At 71.8% G+C, this 24,262-nt stretch carries 18 protein-coding genes; 5 read left to right on the forward strand and 13 right to left on the reverse strand.

Annotation, left to right across the window (positions count from 1 at the left end):
* A partial coding sequence (locus QC282_RS19465; protein ID WP_279550770.1) for a carboxyl transferase domain-containing protein occupies positions 1 to 207 on the reverse strand: 207 nt, incomplete at its 3' end.
* 386 nt (positions 208 to 593) lie between these two features.
* Between QC282_RS19465 and QC282_RS19470 the strand changes: the two genes are divergently transcribed.
* Complete coding sequence (locus QC282_RS19470) at positions 594 to 1,205, forward strand: YceI family protein (RefSeq protein WP_279550771.1); 612 nt, start codon at positions 594 to 596, stop codon at positions 1,203 to 1,205.
* Positions 1,206 to 1,335: 130 nt separating this feature from the next.
* On the opposite strand, the gene QC282_RS19475 is transcribed toward QC282_RS19470, so the two are convergent.
* Both QC282_RS19475 and QC282_RS19480 read right to left on the reverse strand, forming a co-directional pair.
* A complete protein-coding gene (locus QC282_RS19475; protein WP_279550772.1) occupies positions 1,336 to 2,685 on the reverse strand; it encodes a hypothetical protein in 1,350 nt (449 codons plus the stop codon).
* 93 nt (positions 2,686 to 2,778) lie between these two features.
* A complete protein-coding gene (locus tag QC282_RS19480) occupies positions 2,779 to 5,802 on the reverse strand; it encodes a glycoside hydrolase family 3 N-terminal domain-containing protein (RefSeq protein ID WP_279550773.1) in 3,024 nt (1,007 codons plus the stop codon).
* A 248-nt stretch (positions 5,803 to 6,050) separates the two neighbouring features.
* Here QC282_RS19480 and QC282_RS19485 point away from each other — a divergent pair, with 248 nt between their 5' ends.
* Positions 6,051 to 7,940: a lectin gene (locus QC282_RS19485; protein WP_279550774.1), complete on the forward strand. Its 1,890-nt coding sequence runs from the start codon at positions 6,051 to 6,053 to the stop codon at positions 7,938 to 7,940.
* Between the two features lie 21 nt (positions 7,941 to 7,961).
* On the opposite strand, the gene cimA is transcribed toward QC282_RS19485, so the two are convergent.
* From cimA to ureA, 5 genes are all read right to left on the reverse strand, one after another.
* On the reverse strand, positions 7,962 to 9,566 hold the full coding sequence (cimA, locus tag QC282_RS19490) for a citramalate synthase (protein WP_279550775.1): 1,605 nt from the start codon (positions 9,564 to 9,566) through the stop codon (positions 7,962 to 7,964).
* 303 nt (positions 9,567 to 9,869) lie between these two features.
* Complete coding sequence (locus tag QC282_RS19495) at positions 9,870 to 10,469, reverse strand: TetR/AcrR family transcriptional regulator (RefSeq protein WP_279550776.1); 600 nt, start codon at positions 10,467 to 10,469, stop codon at positions 9,870 to 9,872.
* Positions 10,470 to 10,479: 10 nt separating this feature from the next.
* Positions 10,480 to 11,517: an agmatine deiminase family protein gene (locus tag QC282_RS19500; RefSeq protein WP_279550777.1), complete on the reverse strand. Its 1,038-nt coding sequence runs from the start codon at positions 11,515 to 11,517 to the stop codon at positions 10,480 to 10,482.
* A 9-nt stretch (positions 11,518 to 11,526) separates the two neighbouring features.
* Positions 11,527 to 13,200, reverse strand: a complete 1,674-nt coding sequence (locus QC282_RS19505; protein ID WP_279550778.1) for an urease subunit alpha — start codon at positions 13,198 to 13,200, stop codon at positions 11,527 to 11,529.
* Entirely contained in the window at positions 13,197 to 13,877 is a 681-nt protein-coding gene (gene ureA, locus QC282_RS19510; RefSeq protein ID WP_279550779.1) for an urease subunit gamma, read from the reverse strand. Before ureA ends, QC282_RS19505 begins: the two co-directional genes overlap by 4 nt.
* 145 nt (positions 13,878 to 14,022) lie before the next feature.
* Here ureA and QC282_RS19515 point away from each other — a divergent pair, with 145 nt between their 5' ends.
* The gene (locus QC282_RS19515; RefSeq protein WP_279550780.1) at positions 14,023 to 15,459 is read left to right on the forward strand and encodes a cytosine permease; all 1,437 of its coding nucleotides are present in this window, start codon (positions 14,023 to 14,025) and stop codon (positions 15,457 to 15,459) included.
* 104 nt (positions 15,460 to 15,563) lie between these two features.
* Here QC282_RS19515 and QC282_RS19520 read toward each other — a convergent pair whose 3' ends face one another.
* On the reverse strand, positions 15,564 to 16,652 hold the full coding sequence (locus QC282_RS19520; RefSeq protein ID WP_279550781.1) for a branched-chain amino acid aminotransferase: 1,089 nt from the start codon (positions 16,650 to 16,652) through the stop codon (positions 15,564 to 15,566).
* 248 nt (positions 16,653 to 16,900) lie between these two features.
* Positions 16,901 to 17,953: a 3-isopropylmalate dehydrogenase gene (locus tag QC282_RS19525; RefSeq protein WP_279550782.1), complete on the reverse strand. Its 1,053-nt coding sequence runs from the start codon at positions 17,951 to 17,953 to the stop codon at positions 16,901 to 16,903.
* Between the two features lie 143 nt (positions 17,954 to 18,096).
* Between QC282_RS19525 and QC282_RS19530 the strand changes: the two genes are divergently transcribed.
* Positions 18,097 to 19,671, forward strand: coding sequence for a metallophosphoesterase family protein (locus tag QC282_RS19530; RefSeq protein WP_279550783.1), 1,575 nt, complete (start codon positions 18,097 to 18,099; stop codon positions 19,669 to 19,671).
* 45 nt (positions 19,672 to 19,716) lie between these two features.
* Here the strand turns inward: QC282_RS19530 and QC282_RS19535 are convergent, their stop codons facing one another.
* From QC282_RS19535 to QC282_RS19545, 3 genes are all read right to left on the reverse strand, one after another.
* Positions 19,717 to 19,848, reverse strand: a complete 132-nt coding sequence (locus QC282_RS19535; RefSeq protein WP_095534071.1) for a hypothetical protein — start codon at positions 19,846 to 19,848, stop codon at positions 19,717 to 19,719.
* 323 nt (positions 19,849 to 20,171) lie between these two features.
* Positions 20,172 to 21,803 carry an L-glutamate gamma-semialdehyde dehydrogenase gene (gene pruA, locus QC282_RS19540; protein WP_279550785.1) on the reverse strand — a complete coding sequence of 544 codons (1,632 nt, stop codon included), beginning with the start codon at positions 21,801 to 21,803 and terminating at the stop codon, positions 20,172 to 20,174.
* 38 nt (positions 21,804 to 21,841) lie between these two features.
* Positions 21,842 to 22,768 carry a proline dehydrogenase family protein gene (locus QC282_RS19545; RefSeq protein ID WP_279550786.1) on the reverse strand — a complete coding sequence of 309 codons (927 nt, stop codon included), beginning with the start codon at positions 22,766 to 22,768 and terminating at the stop codon, positions 21,842 to 21,844.
* Positions 22,769 to 22,951: 183 nt separating this feature from the next.
* On the opposite strand from QC282_RS19545, the gene QC282_RS19550 reads away from it, so the two are divergent.
* The gene (locus tag QC282_RS19550; protein ID WP_279550788.1) at positions 22,952 to 24,184 is read left to right on the forward strand and encodes a helix-turn-helix domain-containing protein; all 1,233 of its coding nucleotides are present in this window, start codon (positions 22,952 to 22,954) and stop codon (positions 24,182 to 24,184) included.
* Positions 24,185 to 24,262 lie beyond the last annotated feature (78 nt).

Raw genomic sequence — 24,262 nt, forward strand, 5'->3', positions numbered from 1 at the left:
CCGCCGCAACTGCTCGACCTCACGGAAAGACCCCGGATCGACAAGAAGCTCAATCCGCTCCCGAGCCGTCAGCTTCCCCTTGGCATGCTGCGCCTCGGTCGCCTTCTCACTCGGCCCGGCCAGTGCCGCCGCACGGATGTCGTGCAGTTCGGCCACCCGCCCGCGCGCGTCCGTCGGCTCACCCGGCGCCTCTTCCAAAACGGTCATGTAGTGACCTTACGAAGCCCGGCAAGAAAAGCGGGCCGTCGACTCCGTACAGTCTCCGGACCGTTTTCCTGGTAGCCCTGAACAGAACCGAAGCGCCATGCAGCCGTTCCGACTGCTCAGGGGGTCTGCCGGTTGTAGGGCTCGCACAAACACGTCGGCCTGAGAGTCGTCTCACATCGTGAGCGCCGAATGGCCTTCCCGGGTGACGCGGGGGCGTCCGGCCGTCGGCCGCACCAGCGTATCGGCATGCTCCGGGGGCGCACCGGCCAAAGATGTTGAACTTTGAACGGAATAGGTCTACCGTCGGAGTCGTTGACATCGTTGAATGTTCAACAGAATCGGCCGCGACACCGCCTGTACCGCGGCCCGTCCCCCAAGGAGCAGTCATGGGCATCTTCGGCCGCAAGACCACCGACACCGAGACCGTCGCCGCCGCCCCGGCGGCCGTGAACCCGGAGCTCGCCGCCCTCACCGGCGAGTACACGATCGACCCGTCGCACACCACCATCGGCTTCACCGCCCGCCACGCGATGGTCACCAACGTCAAGGGCAAGTTTCTCGACTTCAGTGGCGCGCTGCACCTGGACGGCACCGATCCGGCCCGCTCGACGGCCTCCCTCGACGTGAAGATGGACAGCATCGACACCGGTTCCGCGGACCGCGACGGCCACCTCAGGAGCGCGGACTTCTTCAGGACGGACGAGTTCCCGACGATGACCTTCCGCTCCACCGGGGCGCAGGCGCTCGGCGGCGACGACTACCGCATCACCGGTGACCTGACGATCCTCGGCACCACCCGGCCGATCACCATCGACCTGGAGTTCAACGGCGCCGCGAGGGACCCGTTCGGCAACGAGCGCGTCGGCTTCGAGGGCAAGGCCGAGATCCTGCGCTCCGAGTGGGGCCTGACCTGGAACGCGGCCCTGGAGACCGGCGGTGTCCTCGTCTCCGACAAGATCAGGCTGAACTTCGACGTCTCGGCGATCCGGAACGCCTGACGCTCCCCCGGCGGCCCACCGTCCGCCACCCGAGCGCGCCCGCCCCCTGCTCCGCCGCAGGAGGGCGGGCGTTCGTCGTGTGCGGGCCGGCGCTCGCGCACTCGCCGCTCGCGCTCACGCCGAGGCGTTGTCAGAAGCCTCCGCCGAAGTCCCCGCCACCGCCGCCGAAGTCGCCGCCCCCGAAGCCACTGCCGAAGTCGCCGCCGAAATCGCCCGAGTCGAAGTCGGCACCGGAGACGTCGCCGCCGCCGTAGCCGCCGAAGTCGCCGTAACCGGCGCCGTAGTCGGCCCCGTAGGCCGGGCCGGCCATCATGCTGCCGAGCATCGTGCCGACGAGCAGGCCGGGCAGGATGCCGCCGCCGAAGTAGCCGCCCGCCCAGGGGCCGTACGCGGGGCCCGCCTCCCAGTAGGGGCGGCGGCCGTCGACGGTGTCGACCTCGCGGACCATCGGGTCGCGGCCGTCGGCCAGCCGGGTGCGGTCCGCCGCGCAGACCGGCACCTCGCGGGTCGCGCCGCCCGGCGGTGTCCAGGTCGCGTCGGCGACCGACGGGCCGTGCCGCGGGTCGAAGAAGCACGGCGGCCGGCGTTCCGGCAGGGGCCTGCCCTCGCGGCGGGCCGTCAGCCGGGCCAGCGAGAAGCGGCCGTCCTCCAGCGCCTGGGTGACGCCGCGCACCTCCTCCGGGTGCCGTGCGGCGGCCATCAGGGACTTGGCCTGGTCGTAGGCGTCCAGGGAGTGTTCGTAGTCGGCCCGCATCGCGTCGTCGGCGCCGGGCTCGGAGGGGTGGAAGTCCAGCCGGTCGAGTTCCTCGCCGAAGGCCGTGATGTCCTCGTCCACGACCACGCGCAGCTTCTCCAGCGCCGCCCGCTGCTCCTCCTCGTGCCGGCGGCGGTTGCGCCGGACCAGGGCGTACGCGCCGGCGCCGCCGGCCGCCAGCACCGCGCCCGTGGTGATCAGCGCGCCCGTCGGCACACCGTCGCCGCCCTCGCTCCACGAGCTCGGCGCGGAGCCGCCCACGTTGCGCAGCGCGTCGTCGACGAAGTCGTTCAGCTGGGCCTTGGTGTCGCCCGCGTCCTGCACGGCCGTGACCAGGTTGCGCACGCCGTCGCGGCTCAGGACGGCGCTGTCGGCGCGCGCGTCGAAGCGGTCGCCGAGACGGATGCCGTAGAGGCCTGTCACGCCGGTCTCGGTGCGCAGGTTCTGGAAGAGGTTCGCCGTCGGGTAGCCGTCCGGCAGGACCGCGACGAACACGGGCTTGTCCGCGTCCTGGATCTTGTCGGCCAGCGCCTCGGCGTCCGACTCGGACAGCAGGTCGGACGCGGCGGGGTCCACGTAGACGGGACTCTCCCGCAGCGACGCGGCGATCCGGGAGAGGTCGGTGGCCGCGTGCGCACCCGGCGCACCCGCCATCAGCACCGCCAGGGCGGCGACGACCGGCACGATCAGCAGGCGTACGAGGGTACGCGCCATTGCGCCCTTCATATGTTCGAAAGTACCCGAATCGGGCGGGAAACGGGCGTCGGGCCCGGTGGGGATTTCCCCCCACCGGGCCCCTGGGGCTTCGGTGCCGCCCGGTCACGCGGCCCGGTAGGCCTCCGTCAGTTTCTCCACGGCCGCTCCGTACCGGCCGGTGAGCAGCAGGTGGTCCGCCTCGGCGAAGGGTTTCGCCACCGCCGCCGACAGGTGCCCGTCGGCCTTCCGCTGGACGATCAGCCGGGCCTTGGTGACCAGCGCGCGCCCGGCGGACTCGGCGCCCGTCCTCTCCACCGCCGTGGCCGCGACGCGCAGCGCCTTCAGCGTCGCCGCCCCGCCGTGCGGGACCTCCGTGCCCGTGGTCAGGCCCCAGCCGTACGGGAACTGCGGGTCGTAGGAGGTGTCGCCGACGTTGATCGGGAGCTGCGCCTGGGACTTGGGCCAGGTGACGGGGAGCTGTCCGGTGAAGGGCCGCCTGCCGTAGAGGACGTCGGCGACGCCGTCGCCCTCGGTGCCGGGCAGCCAGGACGCGACCAGGGCGTCGATGCCGCCGAGCCGGTCCCCGATGAGCTGGGGGCGGCCGGAGACGATCAGCACCACGCACTTCATGGCGCCGCACACCGTGTCGACCGCGGCCTTGTCGGCGTCGGACAGCTCCAGGTCGTGGCCGTTGCCGACGTCGCCGACGCCCTCGGCGTACGGGGTCTCGCCCACGACGACCACACCGACGTCGTGACCGGCGGGCGGCGCGGAGGCGTCCTTGGACCAGGTCAGGTCCGGGGAGTTCTTCCGCAGGGCCTCCAGGACGGTCGTCCCGGGGGTGATGTCGCCGGACGAGCCCTGCCAGGTGATGGTCCAGCCGCCGGCCTGGTTGCCGATGTCGTCGGCGTTGGAGCCGGCGACGTACACCTTCTGGTCCCTCTTCAGCGGCAGCAGGCCGCCGGCGTTCTTCAGCAGCACCTGGGACTCGGCGACCGCCTCGCGGGCCACCGCCCGGTGTGCGGCGGAGCCGATGCGGTCGGCGCCGCTCGTGTCGGCGTACGGCTTCTCGAAGAGGCCGAGGCGGAACTTCTGCGTGAGGATGCGTGCCACGGCGTCGTCGATCCGCTTCTCGCCGACGCGGCCGGCCTTCACCTCGTCCACGAGCGTGGTGCGGAAGTCCTGGTAGGCGTACGGGACCATGATCATGTCGAGGCCGGCGTTGACCGAGGTGCGCACGTCGGAGGCGTAGTCGCCGGGGATCTGGTCGATGGCCTGCCAGTCGCTGATGACGAAGCCCTCGAAGCCCATGCGGTCCTTGAGGACGCCGTTCAGCATGTCGGCGCGGGCGTGCATCTTGACCGGGCCCCTGCCGTCGCCGACCAGGTCGAGGGAGGAGTACGACGGCATGACCGTGCCGACGCCCCGCTGCACGGCGTCGCCGTAGGGCGCGAGGTGGACGGCCTCCAGCTCCTGCCGGGTGACCTTGGTGACGCCCTGGTCAATGGTGTAGGTGCCGGTGGTGGACGAGCCGTACTCGGTGCCGCCGTCGCCCACGAAGTGCTTGGCGGTGGCGAGCACCTTGTCGGAGCGGTCCAGGTCGCGTCCGTCGGCGCGGCCCTGGAGGCCCCGGACGACGGTCCCCATCGCCTCCACGAGCGCCGGGTCCTCGCCGAACGCCTCGTAGGAGCGGCCCCAGCGTTCGTCGCGGGTCACGCACAGGCAGGGCGCGAAGTCCCACGGGACGCCGGTGGCGCGGACCTCGGCGGCGGTCACCGCGCCGGTCCGCTCGGCGAGCCCGGGGTCTCGGGTGGCGCCGATGCCGATGTTGTGCGGCATGATCGTCGCGCCGACCAGGTTGTTGTGGCCGTGCACCGCGTCCACGCCGTAGATCAGCGGGATCTGGAAGCGGGTGGCCCGCGACCGCAGCTGGTAGCCGTCGATCATCTTCGCCCAGGCCTCGGGCGTGTTGGGCGAGGGCGTGGAGCCGCCGCCGGACAGCAGTGAGCCGAGGTCGTACGCCGCGATGTCGCCGGGGGCGGTGAGCGCGCCGCGCTCGGCCTGGGTCATCTGCCCGGCCTTCTCCGCGAGGGACATGCGAGCGACGAGGTCCGCCACGCGCTTCTTCACCGGCAACCGGCTGTCCAGGTACGGCAGTCCGTGCGCGTCCACGACGACCTGCGGCGTCTCGGCCGGGGCCCTGGCGCCCGTCACCGTCAGCTTCAGCGGGATCGTCTCGGCGGACTCGGCCGAGCGGTCCTTCAGCGTGGGCACCTCGACGGTGCGGGTGGTGCCGGAGGCGGTGCCCGCCGGGAAGGTGAGCGTGCCGGTGACCGGCGAGTAGTCCCTGCCGGGATCGGCGGTGCCCGTCGCGGCGGTCTCGTAGGTGACGGTGACCGGCTCGTCGAGCGGGGCCGCGCCGGTCGTGGCCAGTCCGATCTCCACGTCGGCGGCGGCGCCCTCGGCGACCGGGTAGACGGCGGCGCCCGTGGTGACGGTGGCGCGCCGCGTCTGGTCGGCGGTGCCGTACAGCTCGACGGCGTCCATCGCGAAGTCGCTCTTGACGCCGGTCGGAAGGGTGACGGCGTAGCCCCACATCTCGGTGAGGCCGAGGACCTGGTCGATGCCGCCGACCGGTTGGTGGTCCGTGCGATAGGTGAAGTCGGAGAAGGGGATCTCGATCTGTTTCCAGCCGGTGAAGTCGTCCGTGAAGGAGGTCGTCCACAGCTCGGAGGCCTCGCCGTGGGCGCCGCCGTCCTTGAGCTCGAAGGCGATCTTCTTGCCGGTGTCGCGGCCCTCCCACCAGAAGCGGACGCCGCGGTGGGCGGACCAGTCGTGGGCGGGTTCGGCGGCGGCGAAGTCGTGGGTGAAGCCGCCGTAGCCGCTGATGTCGTAGCTGCCGGTGAGCACCTTGTCGCCCTCGGGGGCGTCGTCGCGGGCGGTCAGTTCCAGGGCGGGCGGGTCGTCGGCGTCGCCGCCCCAGGTGAACAGGCCCTCCGCGGGCTGGTTCGCGAAGGGCACCTCGCCCTCGAAGCGGTCCACCGGGACGGGGGCCGGGTCGGTGGCGCCGACGGCCGGGGCCGCCGCGGTGAGCGGAAGCAGCGTGGTGAGCAACGCGGCGGAGGCGAGCAGGGCGGTTCTTCGCATGGACCTTCCCTCGGCTCTCGGGGTCATCCCCCAGTCATCTCATGACTTAGATCAGGGCGTGAGTTAACTGGCGCGGCGTGTTGCCGTCAAGACTTCACACCGGAACCGGTACATCCCCAAGTCCCGGCCCGATCGCACGGATTGCCCCTTCAGAAGGTGAACACGCGCCCTCTTGACGCCTGTTCGAAGCCGTCATTTACTCACGGCTCGCACGCCTCCCACTCCCCCACCCAGAAGGGCGGCGCTCCATGAGGAGATCCACCAGACCACCCGCGCGGACGCTCGGACTGCTCCTCGCCGGGCTGCTCACCACGGCCGGTGTCACCGCGGCCGGCGTCACGAACGCAACGCCCGCGCGGGCCGCGGGCGAGCAGGTCACCGCCTGGCTCACCACCACGGACGACAGCGGCGGGCGGCACGTGGTGCGGGGCCTCCAGGCGCAGGCCCCGTTCGCCTTCCAGGCCGGTTCCGGCGGCGGCGGCGAGAACATCACCGTCGACGAGAACACCCGCTACCAGAGCTTCACCGGCGGCGGCGCGTCCTTCACGGACACCGCGGCCTGGCTGATGGACGGCAGCGGGGCGCTGTCGCAGGCCACGCGGGACGACACGATGCGCAAGCTGTTCTCGCCGACGGACGGCATCGGCCTGTCGTTCCTGCGCAACCCGATGGGCGGCTCGGACCTGGCGCGGTTCGGCTACACGTACGACGACATGCCGGCCGGGCAGACCGACGCGGACCTGTCGGAGTTCTCGATCGCACACGATCTGCAGGACGTCGTGCCGCTGACGAAGCAGGCACGGCAGCTGAACCCGGGCCTGACCGTGATGGCGTCGCCGTGGACCGCCCCGGCCTGGATGAAGGACAGCGGGCAGCTCAACGGCGGCTGGCTGAAGGCGGAGCACTACGGGACGTACGCGCAGTACTTCGTGAAGTACGTCCAGGCCTACCAGGCCCAGGGCATCCCGATCTCCTACGTCACCGCGCAGAACGAGCCCACCTGCTGCTCGGGCTATCCGTCGATGAGCTGGAACGCCTCGGGGCTCGCGTACTTCACGAAGAACGAGCTGCTGCCGAAGCTCCAGGCGGCCGGCCTGTCGACGAAGGTGCTGGCGCACGACTGGAACTGGGACACCTACGACGCGTACGCGGCGCAGACGGTGGACGACGCGGCAATCCGCTCGCACCCGAACTTCGGCGGGATCGCCTGGCACGGCTACGGCGGCGACGTCGCCAAGCAGACGGCCGTGCACAACCAGTACCCGCAGCTGGACGCGTTCGGCACCGAGCACTCGGGCGGCACGTGGATCGCGAACCAGCAGCGCGAGGACATGATGAACATCATCGACTACACCCGGAACTGGGCGAAGTCGGTGACCAAGTGGTCCCTCGCGGTGGACCAGAACCGGGGCCCGCACAACGGCGGCTGCGGCACCTGCGACGGGCTGATCACCGTCCACAACGGCGACAGCCGGCACGGGCAGGTCGACTTCACGATCGAGTACTACACGATGGGCCACCTGACGAAGTTCGTGAAGCCGGGCGCGCAGCGCATCGCGTCCACGGCCTCGTCGTCGGTGCCGAACGTGGCGTGGCGCAACCAGGACGGCTCCAAGGCGCTGATCGCGTACAACGACGCGTCGAGCGCGAAGACCGTCACGATCAACTGGGGCGGGCAGCACGCCACGTACTCGCTGCCGGGCAGGACGTCGGCGACCTTCACCTGGTCGGGCACGCAGTCCGGGGACGCCGCCCGCTCGGGTGCCTTCGTCGGCCTGGCGGGCAAGTGCCTGGACGTGGCCGGGGGTTCGGCCGCCAACGGGACGCCCGTGCAGCTCTACGACTGCAACGGCTCGACGGCGCAGCGCTGGACGGTGCAGGCGGACGGCTCGGTCCGGGCGCTCGGCAAGTGCCTGGACGTGACGTCCGGTTCGACGGCGGACGGCGCGAAGGTGCAGCTGTACGACTGCAACGGCTCGGGCGCCCAGCAGTGGTCGTACAACGCGTCGAGCGGTGACGTGGTGAACCTGGCCGCGAACAAGTGCCTGGACGTCACGGACAACTCGTCGGCGAACGGCGCCCGCGCGCAGATCTGGAGCTGCACGGGCGCCGCCAACCAGAAGTGGCGCCTCCAGTAGGACGACCGTGGGCCGGTCGCGTTACGCGGCCGGCTCCACGCCCGCCCGGAGCAGACCGTAGGTGTACGCGTCCTCCAGGGCCTGCCAGCTGGCGGCGATGACGTTCTCCGCGACGCCGACCGTGGACCACTCGCCCGTCCCGTCGGACGTGGAGATCAGCACCCGGGTGGTGGACTGGGTGCCGTGCTTGCCCTCCAGGATGCGGACCTTGTAGTCGACCAGCTCCAGCTTGGCGAGCTGCGGGTAGATCTTCTCCAGGGCGACGCGCAGCGCCCGGTCCAGGGCGTTGACCGGGCCGTTGCCCTCGGCGGTGGCGACGATGCGCTCGCTCTTGGCCCACAGCTTGACGGTGGCCTCGTTGGCGTGGGTGCCGTCGGGGCGGTCCTCCACGATCGCGCGCCAGGACTCGACCTGGAAGTACGTCAGCGGCTTGCCCTCGGCCTCGGCGCGCAGCAGCAGCTCGAAGCTCGCGTCGGCGGCCTCGTAGGTGTAGCCCTGGAGCTCGCGCTCCTTGACGCGCTCGACCACCCGGCCGACCAGTTCGCGGTCGTCGCCGAGGTCGATGCCGAGTTCCTTGCCCTTGAGCTCGATGGAGGCGCGGCCCGCCATGTCGGAGACCAGCATCCGCATGGTGTTGCCGACCTGTTCCGGGTCGATGTGCTGGTACAGGTCCGGGTCGACCTTGATCGCGGAGGCGTGCAGTCCGGCCTTGTGCGCGAAGGCGGAGACGCCGACGTAGGGCTGGTGGGTGGAGGGCGTGAGGTTGACGACCTCGGCGATGGCGTGCGAGATGCGGGTCATCTCGCGCAGCCGGCCTTCGGGCAGGACCTGCTTGCCGTACTTGAGCTCCAGGGCGGCGACGACCGGGAAGAGGTTGGCGTTGCCGACGCGCTCGCCGTAGCCGTTGGCCGTGCACTGGACGTGGGTGGCGCCCGCGTCGACGGCGGCGAGGGTGTTCGCGACGGCGCAGCCGGTGTCGTCCTGGGCGTGGATGCCGAGCCGGGCGCCGGTGTCGGCGAGCACGGTGGAGACGACGGCCTGGACCTGCGCGGGGAGCATGCCGCCGTTGGTGTCGCACAGGATGACGACGTCGGCGCCGGCCTCGGAGGCGGCGCGGACCACGGCCTTGGCGTACTCGGGGTTGGCGCGGTAGCCGTCGAAGAAGTGCTCGCAGTCGACGAACACGCGGCGGCCCTGCTCGCGCAGGTGGGCCACGGTGTCGCGGACCATGGCGAGGTTCTCGTCCAGGGTGGTGCGCAGGGCGAGCTCGACGTGCCGGTCGTGCGACTTGGCGACCAGGGTGATCACCTCGGCGCCCGACTCCAGGAGCGCCCTGACCTGCGGGTCCTCGCTCGCCTTGGCACCGGCGCGGCGGGTGGCGCCGAACGCGACGAGCTTGGCGTGCCGGAACTCGATCTCCTGCCGGGCGCGGGCGAAGAACTCGGTGTCACGCGGGTTCGCGCCGGGCCAGCCGCCCTCGATGAAGCCCACGCCGAATTCGTCCAGGTGCCGGGCGATGGCCAGCTTGTCCGCGACGGTGAGGTTGATGCCCTCGCGCTGCGCGCCGTCGCGCAGGGTGGTGTCGAAGACGTGGAAGGAATCGTCGAGCTCGCTGGTTGCGGTCATGATCTGAAGGCTCCTGATATGGGATCTCGGTCTACCGGAATGACCGGTTCCACCGCCCCTATGATCCCTCGCGCTCCGCTCCCGGCTTGGGGTGGGCCAGGAAACAGAAAAACCTCTCGCGGGTGCGAGAGGTCTGCGCGCGGGTCGAGGACGACGGTGTCCGCCCGTACCTGGTCGTACGTGGCGGTCACTGCGGACCGGCGCGCCTGCTGCCAATAATCATGGCGAACGAGAGCACGGGGGCAGTCTGGCACAGAACGGACCGTTGCCCACCACGCGTCTCAGGATGCGGGCGGGGCCCGTTCAGCGGTCCGTGCCGAGGTTCTCGGCCAGGAAGTCCCGGACGTGCCCGAGGATCTGCTCCCGGTCGGTCCCGCGGAGCCCGATGGCCACGTGGATGGAGAAGCCGTCGAGGAGGGCGCGCAGCCGGGCCGCGAACCGGTCGGGGTCGACGGCCCGGAACTCGCCGTGCGAGATGCCCTCGGCGAGCAGCGCGACGAGATCGCGGTGCCAGGCGCCCTCGATGGCGGCCTGCCGGTCGCGGGCGTCGTCGTCGGCGTTCTGCGAGCGGTTCCACACCTCCAGCCACAGCGTCCAGTGCGGGTCGCGGTGACCGTCGGGGACGTACAGGTCGACGTAGGCGTCGAGGCGCTCGCGAGCGGTGCCCGCTCGGGTCAGCAGCCGGCCGCGCTCCGCGCCGAGGCGGCCCTCGCTCCACTCCAGGGTCTGCAGCAGCAGCTCGTCCTTGGAGCGGAAGTAGTAGAGGAGGTGGCCGCTGCTCATGCCGACCTCGTGACCGAGCGCGGCCATGGTGAGCTTCTCCAGGCCGCGCTCGGCGATCATCTCCATGGCGGCGGCGAGAACCCGCTCGCGCGGCGGGGCGTTCTTGCGCGCACCGGCCATCCGACGGCTCCTAGATCTTGGGCTGTTGCTGGGTGATGCAGTGGATGCCTCCTCCACCGGCGAAGATCGTACGCGCGTCCACGAGGGTCACCGTCCGGCGCGGGTACAGGCGGCGGAAGATCCCGGCCGCGATCTCGTCGCGCGGGTCGTCGAAGGCGCACAGGACGACGCCGCCGTTGCAGACGTAGTGGTTGATGTAGGAGTAGTCGGCCCAGTGGCCGTCGGCCTCCAGGACGGTCGGGGCGGGCACCTCCACGACCTCCAGACGCCGGCCCCGGGCGTCGGTCTGCGCCCTGAGCAGGCCGATGGCCTCCTTCGTCACCTCGTGGTCGGGGTGCGCCGGGTCGGGCTGGTGGTGGGCGACGACGACGCCGGGACCGGCGAAGGCGGCGACGATGTCGACGTGCCCGAGGGTGCCGAAGCCGTACGGGGGATAGTCGCCGGTCAGGCCGCGCGGCAGCCAGATCGCCTTGCGGGTGCCGAGCTGGGCGTGGATCTCGGCCTCGATCTGCGCCTTCGTCCAGCCGGGGTTGCGCTCGGGGCCGAGCTGCACGGTCTCGGTGAGCAGCACGGTGCCCTCGCCGTCGACGTGGATGCCACCGCCCTCGTTGACCAGCCGCGAGGGGTACGTCCGGGCCCCCGCGAGGTCCGAGACGTACGCGGCGATCTTCGCGTCGTGCTCCCATCGGGCCCAGTCCTGCGCGCCCCAGCCGTTGAACACCCAGTCGACGGCGGCGAGTTGTCCCTCGCCGTTGGTCAGGAACGTCGGCCCGATGTCGCGCATCCAGGCGTCGTCCAGGTCGCGCTCGACGGTGTCGACGTCCGCGCCGAGCAGGGCCCGCGCCCCGGCGGACTGGCCGGGCCCGCACACCACGGTGACCGGTTCGAAGCGGCGGACGGCGCGGGCGACCGAGGCCCAGGCCTCGCGGGCGGCGGCGAGCTCCTCGGGGCCGTCGAAGGTGGGGTTGGCGCCGGGCCAGGCCATCCAGGTGCGTTCGTGCGGCGCCCACTCGGCGGGCATGCGGAAGCCGTCGGCGGCTGCGGACATGGCGGGTCCTTAGAGGAAGTAGAGGCGGTTGAGGGTGACGGAGTCGGCCGGTTCGGAGCGGACCGGTTCGCCGTCGAGGGTGACCAGGCCGGTGCGCTGGTCGACGTCGACCTGTCCGGTGCGGGAGTTGAGCCGCAGGTCGGCCGGGCCGATGCCGCGTGTGCCGCGCACGGCGACCCGGCGGCGGCGGGTCGGCATCCGGTCGCCACCCTGGTCGAGGGCGGCCCGCGCGACGAACGCGACGGAGATGTCGGCGGGCGTGGCGCCGTGCGCGCCGAACTGCGGCCCGAGGACGAGGGGTTCGCAGGTGTCGGTGGCCGCGTTGGGGTCGCCGGTCACGCCGTACGCGGGGAAGCCGGACTTGAGGACGAGCTGCGGCTTGGCGCCGAAGTACTCCGGGCGCCACAGCACGATGTCGGCGAGCTTGCCGACTTCGATGGAGCCGACCTCGTGCGCGAGGCCGTGCGCGATGGCGGGGTTGATGGTCAGCTTGGCCATGTAGCGCAGGACGCGCTCGTTGTCGTGGTCCTCGTCCGGGGCGCCGAACTCGGCCTTCATCTTCCCGGCCATCGCGAACGTGCGGCGGACGGTCTCGCCCGCGCGGCCCATGCCCTGCGCGTCGGACGAGGTGATGCCGATGGCGCCCAGGTCGTGCAGCACGTCCTCGGCGCCCATGGTCCCCGCGCGGATGCGGTCGCGGGCCATGGCGGCGTCGCCCGGCAGGTCGGTCTTCAGGTCGTGGACGGACACGATCATGCCGTAGTGCTCGGCGACGGCGTCCCGGCCGAAGGGCAGGGTGGGGTTGGTGGAGGAGCCGATGACGTTCGGCACGCCGGCCATCTTCAGCACGTTCGGGACGTGTCCGCCGCCGCAGCCCTCGATGTGGAAGGCGTGGATCGTGCGGCCCTCCAGCACCCGGAGGGTGTCCTCCACCGACAGGCACTCGTTCAACCCGTCGCTGTGCAGGGCCACTTGGACGTCGTGCTCCTCGGCGACGCGCAGCGCGGTGTCCAGGGCGCGGGTGTGGGCGCCCATGTCCTCGTGCACCTTGAAGCCGCTCGCGCCGCCCTCGGCCAGCGCCTCGACCAGCGGCGCCGGGTCGGAGGACGAACCCCGGCCCAGGAAGCCGATGTTGACCGGCCAGGCGTCGAAGGCGTTGAACGCGTGCCGCAGCGCCCAGGGCGAGTTGACGCCCACGCCCCAGACGGGCCCGAACTCCTGGCCGACGATGGTGGTGACGCCGGAGGCCAGCGACGCCTCCATGACGCGCGGCGACAGCAGGTGGACGTGCGTGTCCACGGCCCCGGCGGTGGCGATGAGACCCTCGCCGGACACGATGGACGTGCCGGTGCCGACCACGACGTCCACGCCGTCGAGGGTGTCGGGGTTGCCGGCCCGCCCGATCGAGCAGATCCGGCCCTCCCGGATGCCGATGGACACCTTGCGGATGCCCTGGGCCGCGTCGATCACGACGACGTTGCTGATGACGACGTCGCAGGTGTCGCGGACGGCGGCGGCCTTCAGGTGCAGTCCGTCACGGGCGGTCTTGCCGAATCCGGCGAGGAACTCGTCGCCGTAGTGCTGCGCGTCGGACTCGACGCGGATCACCAGACCCGAGTCGCCGAGCCGGACGCGGTCGCCGGCGCGCGGGCCGTGGGTGGCGGCGTACTCGTACGGGTTCACTGCGCGGCTCCCAGATATCCGCAGGCGGCGGCCCTGTGCAGGGCCTCTTCCTTCGCTCCCGGCGCGTCCAGCGGCCCGTCGACGAGGCCGGCGAAGCCGATGGCGACGCGCTCGCCCCCGATCGGCACCAGCCCGACCTCGACGCTCTCGCCCGGCCCGAAGCGGACGGACGATCCGGCGGGTACGGCGAGCCGCATGCCGTAGGCCTGCTCGCGGTCGAAGTCCAGCCGCGGGTTGGCCTCGAAGAAGTGGAAGTGGGAGGTGACGGAGACCGGCACGGTCGCGGTGTTGGTGACCGTCAGCCGCACGGCCGGCTCGGGCTCGGCGTGCCGCGGGCCGGGCAGCAGCGCGCCGGGGGCCCCGTCGCCGAGTCCGCCGCCGATGGGGTCGGAGACGACGGCCAGCCGGGAGCCGTCGTCGAAGACGGCCTCGACGTGCACCTCCGTGACGACGTCCGCGACGCCCGGCAGCACGTCGTCGGGGCCGAGGACGGACCGGGCCCGCTCGACGGCCTCGGCGAGCCGGGCGCCGTCGCGGGCCGCCTCGCAGACGGTGTCGGCGATCAGCGCGGTCGCCTCGGGCACGTTCAGCCGGAGGCCGCGGGCCCGGCGGGCCCGGGCCAGTTCGGCCGCCCCGAACAGCAGCAGCCGGTCACGTTCCGTGGGGGTCAGTCTCACGACGCGGCCACCTCCTTGCCTTCCACCAGATTAGAGCACCACTCTAAACCTGGAATTCCCGTGACGGAAATATTGACGGGACAGCTCGGGCGACATCACATCGAACGGCACTCTAAACACTGGCGGCCGTCGAAGGAGACCAGCCATGCCGATGGAACAGCGCGGAGTCGACACCATCCCCGAGGAGGAACGCACCAGCGGGCCGCGGGACCTCGTGACGATCCTGCTCGGCTCCAACCTGTGCCTGGGCGTGATCGTCTTCGGCTGGCTGCCGCCGTCGTTCGGCCTCGACTGGTGGGCCTCGGTCACCTCGGTCGTCGCGGGCACGGTGGCGGGCACGCTGCTCACCGCCCCGCTGGCGCTGATCTCGCTGCGCACCGCGACGAACCTGTCCACCTCCTCCGGCGCCCAGTTCGGCGTGCGCGGCCGGCTCGTCGGCTCGGTCGTGGGCCTGCTGCTCGCCCTCGGCTACACCGCCCTGACCGTGTGGATCGGCGGCGACGTGATGCTCGGCGTCCTCGCCCGGCTGACCGGACTGCCGGTGAACGGCGTGACGTACGGCGTCGTCTACGCGCTGCTCGCGGCGGCGACGGTCGCCGGCGCCGTGTACGGCTACCGGGTGCTGCTCGCGATGTCCCGCGTGCTGGCGTTCGGCATGACGGCCCTGCTGGTGCTGGGCGTGATCGCCTACGCGCCGCACTTCACGACGCGGGCGCTGCCCGAGGCGGGCGGGTATCTGCTGGGCGGGTTCTGGCCGACCTGGCTGCTGTCGGCGGTGGCCGCGGGACTGTCCGGACCGATCGCCTTCATCACGCTGCTCGGCGACTACACCCGCTACATCTCACCGGCGCGGCACTCCTCGCGCCGGGTGCTGCGCGCGACCTGGCTCGGTCTGATGCTGGGCCTGCTGGTGCCCCAACTCTTCGGCACCTTCACGGCGTTCGCCGCGCGCGCCGCCCTCGACTACGCGGGGCCGCTGGTCGACGCCGCGCCCGGCTGGTACCTGGTGCCGCTGCTGCTCGCGGCCACGGCGGGCTCGGTGGGCAACGCCGGTCTGATGCTGTACTCGATGGGCCTCGACCTGGACGCGATCGTGCCGCGCGCCTCCCGCGCCACGGCCACGTACGCGGTCGCCGTGGTCGCCACGGCCTGCGTCTTCGCCGGGCACTACGCGTCCTCGGCGCAGGACGCGATGACGTCGTTCGTGCTGCTGCTGACGGCGATCGGCACGCCGTGGGCGGTGATCACGCTGATCGGCTTCGCCCGCTGCGGCGGCGTCTACGACGCGGACGCCCTCCAGGTCTTCAACCGGCGTGCGCAGGGCGGCGTGTACTGGTTCGACCGCGGCTGGAACGTCCCGGCGACGGCGTCCTGGGCGCTGGGCGCGACCGTCGGCGTCCTCGCGGTGTCCCTGCCCGGGTACCAGGGCCCGCTGCTGTCCCTGACGGGCGGGGTGGACGTCAGCTTCCTGCTGTCGGGGGCGGTGGGCGGCCTGGCGTACGTGCTGCTGACGCCGGGGCGGGAGACGGCCGGGGCGGCGCTGGAACCCGAGGTGAGCGCCACCAGCCCGGCCGGCGATTGAGGTCGAGGCCGTTCAGGCCGAAGCGGAGGCCCGGGGCGGCAGCCCCCGGCGGGGCCGGCACCCGCGCGGGGTGCCTGCGAAGCGCCGGGGACGACGAGGCCGCCTCAGCCCAGCGTGTGCATCCAGCCGTGCTTGTCCTCCGCCGTGCCGCGCTGGATGTCGAGCAGGGCCTCGCGCAGCCGCCGCGTGACCTCGCCGGGCTCGCCGCCGCTCTGCTGCCACTCGGCGCCGGCCCGCTTGACCGTGCCGACCGGGGTGATGACGGCGGCCGTGCCGCAGGCGAAGACCTCGGTGAGGCTGCCGTTCTCGGAGTCGCGCTGCCACTGCTCGACGGAGACCCGCTCCTCCACGGCCTGGTAGCCGAGGTCGCGGGCGACGGTGAGCAGGGAGTCGCGGGTGACGCCCTCCAGGATGGACCCGGTGAGCGTCGGGGTGACGATCTTGTCGCCGTACACGAAGTACAGGTTCATCCCGCCGAGTTCCTCGACCCACTTGTGCTCGACGGCGTCGAGGTAGCAGACCTGGTCGCAGCCCTTGCGGGCGGCCTCGGCCTGGGCGAGCAGGGACGCGGCGTAGTTGCCGCCGGTCTTGGCGTCGCCCATGCCGCCGGGGACGGCCCGGACGCGGTCCTCGGAGACCCAGATGGAGACCGGCTTGACGCCGCCGGGGAAGTAGGCGCCGGCGGGCGAGGCGATGACCAGGAACAGGTACTCGCTCGCGGGCTTCACACCGAGGCCGACCTCGGTGGCGATCATGAACGGGCGCAGGTAGAGGGACTCCTCGCCGCCGTGCGCCGGCACCCACGCCTTGTCCTGCTGGACCAGGGCGTCGCAGGCGGCGATGAACGTCTCGACCGGCAGCTCGGGCATGGCGAGGCGGCGCGCGGAGCTCTGGAAGCGCTCGGCGTTCTTCTCGGGGCGGAAGGTGGCGACCGAGCCGTCGGGCCGCCGGTAGGCCTTCAGGCCCTCGAAGATCTCCTGCGCGTAGTGAAGCACCGTGGTGGCGGGGTCGAGGGAGATCGGCGCGTACGGGACGAGCTGTGCGTCGTGCCAGCCGCGGCCCTCGGTCCACTTGATCGTCACCATGTGGTCGGTGAAGTGGCGGCCGAAGCCGGGGCTGGCCAGGATCGCCTCGCGCTCGGCGTCGGCGAGCGGGCTGGCGGAGGGCTTGAGCTCGATTGTGGGCGTCGTCATGGGTTGATGTCCTTCACCGGTTGTAGTGACGGGCCGCGCTCACGCCTGTACTGCCAGTGGCCAGTGCTAGGACGTCCGAGCATTCCCTCATTCCGCGGCTCCGCGTCCGATTATCGCAAGCGGGTACCACGGAAGAAATCGGCGTGAATGCGGCCCAGGGGTCGATGTTCCCACCCGGTGGCGAACATGCGAAAGCCGCCGGGTGCGCGAGACCCGGCGGCTTCGACGGTCGGTCGAGCGGCGCGGGGTCAGCCGGCTACTCGTACGGCGAGCGCGTCGCCGATCTCCGAGGTGCTGCGGGCGGGCCGCCCGACGCGCTCGGCGAGGTCGGCGGCGACGGCGTCCTCGATGCGGGTCGCCTCGGCGTCCCGGCCGAGGTGGCGCAGCAGCAGGGCGACCGAGAGCACCGTGGCGGTGGGGTCGGCCTTGCCCTGGCCGGCGATGTCCGGGGCCGAGCCGTGGACGGGCTCGAACATGGACGGGAAGTCGCGGCTCGGGTTGATGTTCCCGCTCGCGGCGACGCCGATGCCGCCGGAGACGGCCGCGGCGAGGTCGGTGATGATGTCGCCGAAGAGGTTGTCGGTGACGATCACGTCGAACCGTTCGGGCTGGGTGACCAGGTAGATGGTCGCCGCGTCGACGTGCATGTACTCGGTGGTGACCTCGGGGTACTCCTCGGCCACCTTGTTGAAGACGTTGGTCCACAGGTGCCCCGCGAAGGTCAGCACGTTGTTCTTGTGGATCAGCGCCAGCTTCTTGCGCGGGCGGGCCTGGGCGCGGGCGAAGGCGTCGCGGACGACGCGCTCGACACCGAAGGCCGTGTTGACGGAGACCTCGGTGGCGACCTCGTGCTCGGTGCCCTTGCGGATGGTGCCGCCGTTGCCGGTGTACGGGCCCTCGGTGCCCTCGCGGACGACGACGAAGTCGATCTCCGGCTGGCCCGCGAGCGGGGTGGCGACACCCGGCAGGAGCTTGGACGGCCGCAGGTTGACGTGGTGGTCGAAGGCGAAGCGGAGCTTGAGCAGGAAGCCGCGCTCCAGGACGCCGGACGGCACGGAGGGGTCGCCGATCGCGCCGAGCAGGATGGCGTCGTGCCGCTTCAGGGCGTCGAGGTCGGCGTCGGTGAGGGTCTCACCCGTGGCGTGGTAGCGCCGGGCGCCGAAGTCGTACTCCTTGGTCTCCAGCTTCACATCCTGCGGAAGGACGGCGGAAAGGACCTTCAGGCCTTCGGTCACGACCTCCTGGCCGATGCCGTCACCGGGGATCACTGCGAGATTGAGGATGCGAGAGCTTGCCGACATGCGCAGCACCCTACTCCTCGTCCCATGGGATGACACGAGCTGTCCGCGATACGGACACCCGCTCGGGGGACACCGCCTGGGCGTCGACCGCCGTTCACCCGTGCGTCCCACGCGTGTTGGCCCGCGCTGGGAAGTTCACTGCCATGGGCCTTCCCGACTTCGGCATCCCGCCCGCGCTCGCCCGCCGCATGAGCATGGCGGAGCAGCACGAGTACCTGCGGCTGCGGCTGTCCCGGCGCCGGGCGCTGGTGACGGCGGGCGCGGTGGCGAGCGGGCTGCTGGCGGGCTGCTCCGGCGGGTCCGGTCCGCGCGGCGCGACGGCGGGCGCGTCCCCGGTCGCCTCCTCGTCCTCCGAGGTGTCCGGGGCGGTGATCGCCCCCTTCGGCCGGCATCTCGCCTTCGGCGCCGACCCGAAGACGCAGATGCGGATCTCCTGGCAGGTGCCGCTCGCGGTGCGACGGCCGTACGTCCGGGTGGGCCTGCGCCCCGACGACCTGGACCGGCGCATCCCGGCGGAGGTGCGCGACCTGCGCACACCGGAACTGGGGGGCGTGCGCCCGGCGGTCGAGCAGTACTACCTGCACGCGGCCCTGGACGGCCTGCGGCCCGGCACCACGTACTACTACGGCGTCGGCCACGAGGGCTTCGACCCGGCCGCGCCCCGGCACCGGCCGACGATCGCGTCGTTCCGCACCGCGCCCGCGACCCCGCCGGGGCGTTTCGTGTTCACGGCGTTCGGCGACCAGGGCGTGGGCGAGGAGGCGGTGGCGAACAATCGTCTACTGCTGCGCCAGGACCCCGCCTTCCATCTGCACGCGGGCGACATCTGCTACGCGAACCCGACGGGCCGGGGGAAGGAGTCCGACCTCTTCGACGCCTCACAGTGGGACCGGTTCCTGAAGCAGACCGAGCCGGTGGCGAGGTCCGTGCCGTGGATGGTGACGACCGGCAACCACGACATGGAGGCGTGGTACTCGCCGGACGGCTACGGCGGTCAGCTGGCCCGGTTCTCGCTGCCCGACAGCGGCTTCGACCCGCGTACGGCACCGGGGGTGTACGCGTTCCGGTACGGCAACGTCGGCGTCGTGGCCCTGGACGCGAACGACGTGTCGTACGAGCTCCCGGCCAACCGCGGCTGCACGGACGGCAGGCAGACGGCGTGGCTGGACCGCACGCTGAGGGAGCTGCGGGCGGCGCCGGACGTCGACTTCGTGGTCGTCTTCTTCCACCACTGCGCCTACTCGACGTCGACGCACGCCTCGGACGGCGGGGTGCGCGCCGAGTGGCTGCCGCTGTTCGCGCGGCACCGGGTGGACCTGGTGATCAACGGCCACAACCACGTGTACGAGCGGACCGACGCCATCAGGGGCGGCGAGGTCGGCAGGCCGGTGCCCGTCGGCGGATCGACCGACCCGGCGCGGGACGGGATCGTGTACGTCACGGCGGGCGGTGGCGGCAAGGACCTGTACGGCTTCCCGACGGGCGTGAAGGAGAGCTACGAGGGCAGCGTCGCCGACCGCGAGTCGGTCGACACCTTCCGCTGGACCAGGTCGCGCCGGAGAAGCCCGGAGTCGGTCGAGTGGTCCCGGGTCCGCTACCGGGGCTTCTCCTTCCTCAGGGTCGAGGCGGAGGCCGGCGCGGCACCGCGGCTGACGGTGTCGGCGCTGACGCCGGGCGGCGAGCGGATCGACCATTTCGAGGTGCGGCGCGGCGGCTGAGGCCGCGCCGCGCCCCGCGGGTGCGGCTCCCGGGGCCGGGTGGGCTCAGTGCCCGGTGGAACCGCCGTTGTCCCTGCGGTCCAGGGCGCGCTGGAGGGCGGCGGCGGCGTTCTTGCGGTCGGACTCGCTCGTGCGGGACGCGTGGCGGACTCGGCGGCGGACGGTCGTCTCGGCCATGGGAAATCGACTCCTTCGACTTCAACGGAGTGCTGGGAGGGGTTACGAGACGCCGGGTGGGGCGGGGAGCGGTGCCGCAGGGGTGGCCTGCACGGGGCGCGCTCACGACCGCCATTCGCTTGATCGAGCGAGACGTTCGGCTCCTACAAAAGTAGGTGAGGACCGCGCGGCTGTCTCCACAATTACTCGGACTTCCTACTATCTGAGACGGCCTAACCCCTCACTTCTGTCCGACCGGTTGGAGCCGGCCGTTTCGTCCCAGGGAAACGCCCCCGGTCCCTGGCGGCGTGCCAGGGACCGGGGGCGGGACCGGGGACCGCGCGTCAGCCCATGTGCGGGTACGTGTAGTCGGTCGGCGGGACCAGCGTCTCCTTGATGGCGCGGGTCAGGGTCCAGCGCATCAGGTTCTGCGGGGCGCCGGCCTTGTCGTTGGTGCCGGAGGCGCGGCCGCCGCCGAAGGGCTGCTGGCCGACGACGGCGCCGGTCGACTTGTCGTTGATGTAGAAGTTGCCCGCCGCGTAGCGGAGCTTCTCCATCGTGTACGCCGCCGCGGCGCGGTCGCCCGCGATGACCGACCCGGTGAGGGCGTAGTCGGACACCGACTCCATCTGCGTCAGCATCTCGTCGTACTTGTCGTCCTCGTAGACGTGCACGGCGAGGATCGGGCCGAAGTACTCGGTGCGGAACACCTCGTTCTCCGGGTCGTCGCACTCGATGACGGTCGGGCGGACGAACCAGCCCTCGGAGTCGTCGTAGGTGCCGCCCGCGACGATCGTGCAGGCCGGGTCCTGCTCGGCGCGGTCGATCGCGGCCTTGTTCTTGGCGAAGGACCGCTCGTCGATGACGGCGCCGATGAAGTTCGACAGGTCGGTGACGTCACCCATCCGGATGCCGTCGACCTCGGTGGCGAACTCCTCCTTGAAGCCGGAGTTCCAGATCGACGCCGGGATGTACGCCCGGGAGGTCGCCGAGCACTTCTGGCCCTGGTACTCGAAGGCACCGCGGGTCAGCGCCGTCTTCAGGATCGCCGGATCGGCGGACGGGTGGGCGACGACGAAGTCCTTGCCGCCGGTCTCGCCGACCATGCGCGGGTAGGTGCGGTACTTCTCGATGTTGTTGCCGACCGTCTTCCACAGGTACTGGAAGGTCTTGGTCGAGCCGGTGAAGTGGATGCCGGCGAGGTCGCGGTGCTCCAGGGCGACCTTGGAGACCTCGATGCCGTCACCGGTGACCAGGTTGATGACGCCCTTGGGCAGACCGGCCTCCTCCAGCAGCCGCATCAGCAGCACGGCGGCGTGGGTCTGCGTCGGGGACGGCTTCCAGACGACCACGTTGCCCATGAGCGCGGGCGCGGTCGGCAGGTTGCCCGCGATCGCCGTGAAGTTGAACGGCGTGATCGCGTAGACGAAGCCCTCCAGCGGGCGGTGGTCGAGACGGTTCCACACGCCCGGGGAGTTGGCCGGGGGCTGCTCGGCCAGGATCTGGCGGGCGTAGTGGACGTTGAAGCGCCAGAAGTCGACGAGCTCGCAGGGGGTGTCGATCTCGGCCTGCTGGGCGGTCTTGCCCTGCCCGAGCATGGTGGAGGCGGCCAGCGTCTCGCGCCAGGGGCCGGCCAGCAGCTCGGCGGCGCGCAGGATAATCGCCGCGCGGTCGTCGAAGGACATCGCACGCCAGGCCGGCGCGGCGGCCAGGGCCGCGTCGATCGCGTCCTGCGCGTCCTGCTGGGTGGCGTGCCGGAAGGTGCCGAGGACGGCCTTGTGGTTGTGCGGCTGGACGACCTCGAAGGCCTCGCCGCCGCCCATCCGCTTCTCGCCGCCGATGGTGCAGGGCAGGTCGATCGGGTTGTCGGCCAGTTCCTTGAGCTTGGCCTCCAGACGGGCACGCTCGGGAGAGCCGGGGGCGTAGCCGTGCACCGGCTCGTTGACGGGGGTGGGGACCTGGGTCACAGCGTCCATGGGTTCCGTAACTCCTTGTTGAGCGGGTGGGTGGGGGCTCAGCCCTTGCTGACCATCGAGCGGAGGAAGAACCGCAGGTTCGCGGGCTTCTCCGCCAGACGGCGCATGAAGTAGCCGTACCAGTCGGTGCCGTAGGCGGTGTAGACGCGCATGCGGTGGCCCTCGGCGGCCAGCCGCAGGTGCTCGTCGCCGCGGATGCCGTAGAGCATCTGGAACTCGTACTCGTCCAGTTTGCGCCCTGCGGTCCGGGCGAGTTCCTGGGCGACGGAGATCAGGCGCGGGTCGTGCGACCCGATCATGGGGTAGCCGTCGCCCTCCATCAGCGTCCGGAGGATGCGGACGTACGCCTTGTCGATCTCGTGCCTGTCCTGGTGGGCGACCTCGGCGGGCTCCTTGTACGCGCCCTTCACGAGCCGCACCCGGCTGCCGTTCCCGGCGAGGCGGCGGGCGTCGGCCTCGGTGCGGAAGAGGTACGCCTGGATGACGCAGCCGGTCTGCGGGAAGTCCTTCCGCAGCTCCTCGTGGATCGCGAACATCGAGTCGAGGGTGGTGTGGTCCTCGGCGTCCAGGGTGACCGTGGTGCCGATCGCCGCGGCGGCCTCGACCACCGGGCGGACGTTCTTCAGCGCCAGTTCGTGGCCGCCGTCCAGGGCCTGCCCGAACATCGACAGCTTCACCGACATCTCGGCGCGCGGGCCGAGCTCCAGCGGCTTGAGCCGGTCGATCAGCTCCAGATAGGCGTCCCGGGCGGCGCCGGCCTGCTCGGGAGTGGTGATGTCCTCGCCGACGACGTCCATCGTCAGCTCCAGGCCCTTGCCCGTGAGGTCCTCGACGATCGGCAGGATCTCGTCGACGGTCTCGCCGGGGATGAAGCGGTCGACGACCTGCTTGGTCACGGGGGCCGCCGAGACCAGGCGTCGCATCCGGTCACTGCGCGACGCGGCGAGAATCACGGGACCCAGCACGGGGCACCTCCACAAGACGACCAACACGAGGCCGTGACCCGACGATCCGGGTACGGCACGGAGAACCACCGTGAAACCTAAGGATCCCTCCGATCGTGGGCCATCGACAGCTGTCACGCATCCCTGCCGCAGATCTCAGACAGATGTATGAAGGCCGCGCCGGGATGCGGCACAATGCCTGGAGTGACGTCGGAACACAGCGGTGCCTACCAGGAGCTGGTGGACGAGATCTCGGAGCTGCTCGGCGCCCCGGCGACGCTGGAGAACCGCGACTTCGAGCTGATCGCCTTCGGCGCCTACGACAGTGAGGGCGACCTCGATCCGTCGGCGCTCGACCCGGTCCGCACCCGCTCGATCCTCACCCGCCGCTCGACGGCCGCGGTCCGCGCCTGGTTCGAGGGCTTCGGCATCACGCGCGCCACGGGCCCGGTCCGCATCCCGCCGAGCACGGAGGCGGGCGTGTACCGGGGCCGGATCTGCCTGCCGGTACGCCACCGGGGCGTCGTCCTCGGCTACGTCTGGCTGCTGGACGGCGACCCGGGCCCCGGCGAGCGGCAGCTGGCGGCGGCCATGCGGGTCGCGGCCCGGATCGGGGCGCTGCTCGCGGACGAGGCCCAGCACGGCGCCGACCTCACCCGCGAGCTGCGCGCGGTACTGACCGCCGAGCGCGACTGGCAGCGGGACATGGCGGTCGCCGAACTGCGCACCGCCCTCGGAGCCCGCGCCGACGCCCTGCACACGGTGGTGTGCGTGGCCCCCTGGCCGTCGGCCGACCCCGACGACGCCCCGTCGGTGCGTACGGTGCCGGGCGCGACGGCGCTGTGCACGGTGCCGTGGGACGCGACGGCCCTGTCCCTCGCCCTGCTGGTCCGGCTGCGCTCGGCGGACGCCCCGGCCCCGGCGACCACGGCGGCGGCGCGGCTGCTGGAGAGGGCGCGCGGGAGGGCCGCGGCGGGCGGCGGCACCGGTGGCGCCGCCGGCGCGAAGGGCACGGGCGCGCGAGACGGCGTCGCCGCCGGCGTCGGGGCCCCTCGGGTGGGGCTCACGGAGCTGGGCACGGCCTGGCGGGAGGCGTCGGCCGCGGCCCGTGCCGCCCTGGCCGAACCCCGGCTCGGACCGGTCGCCGACTGGGCGTCGATCGGCCCGTTCCGCCTGCTCACGGCGCTGCCGCCGGACGCCCCGCAGGACCCCGTCGTACGCCCGCTCCTCTCCCCCGCCCACCGTGAACTCGCCCGCACCGCCGAGGTCTACCTCGACTGCGCGGGCCAGGCCGGCCGCACGGCCGCCGAGCTGGGCATCCACAGGCAGACGCTCTACTACCGCCTGTCCCGCGTGGAGAAGCTGACGGGCCTGGACCTGGACGACGGCGAGGACCGTCTGCTGCTGCACATGGCCCTAAAGGCGCACCGGCTCTGAGCCGCACCCCGGACACGGGATTGTTGAAAACGATTGTCATCATGTTACCGTCGGCGCACCGACCGCCTTGATCACCCC

Source organism: Streptomyces sp. DH24, from assembly GCF_029813775.1.
Classification (GTDB): Bacteria; Actinomycetota; Actinomycetes; order Streptomycetales; family Streptomycetaceae; genus Streptomyces.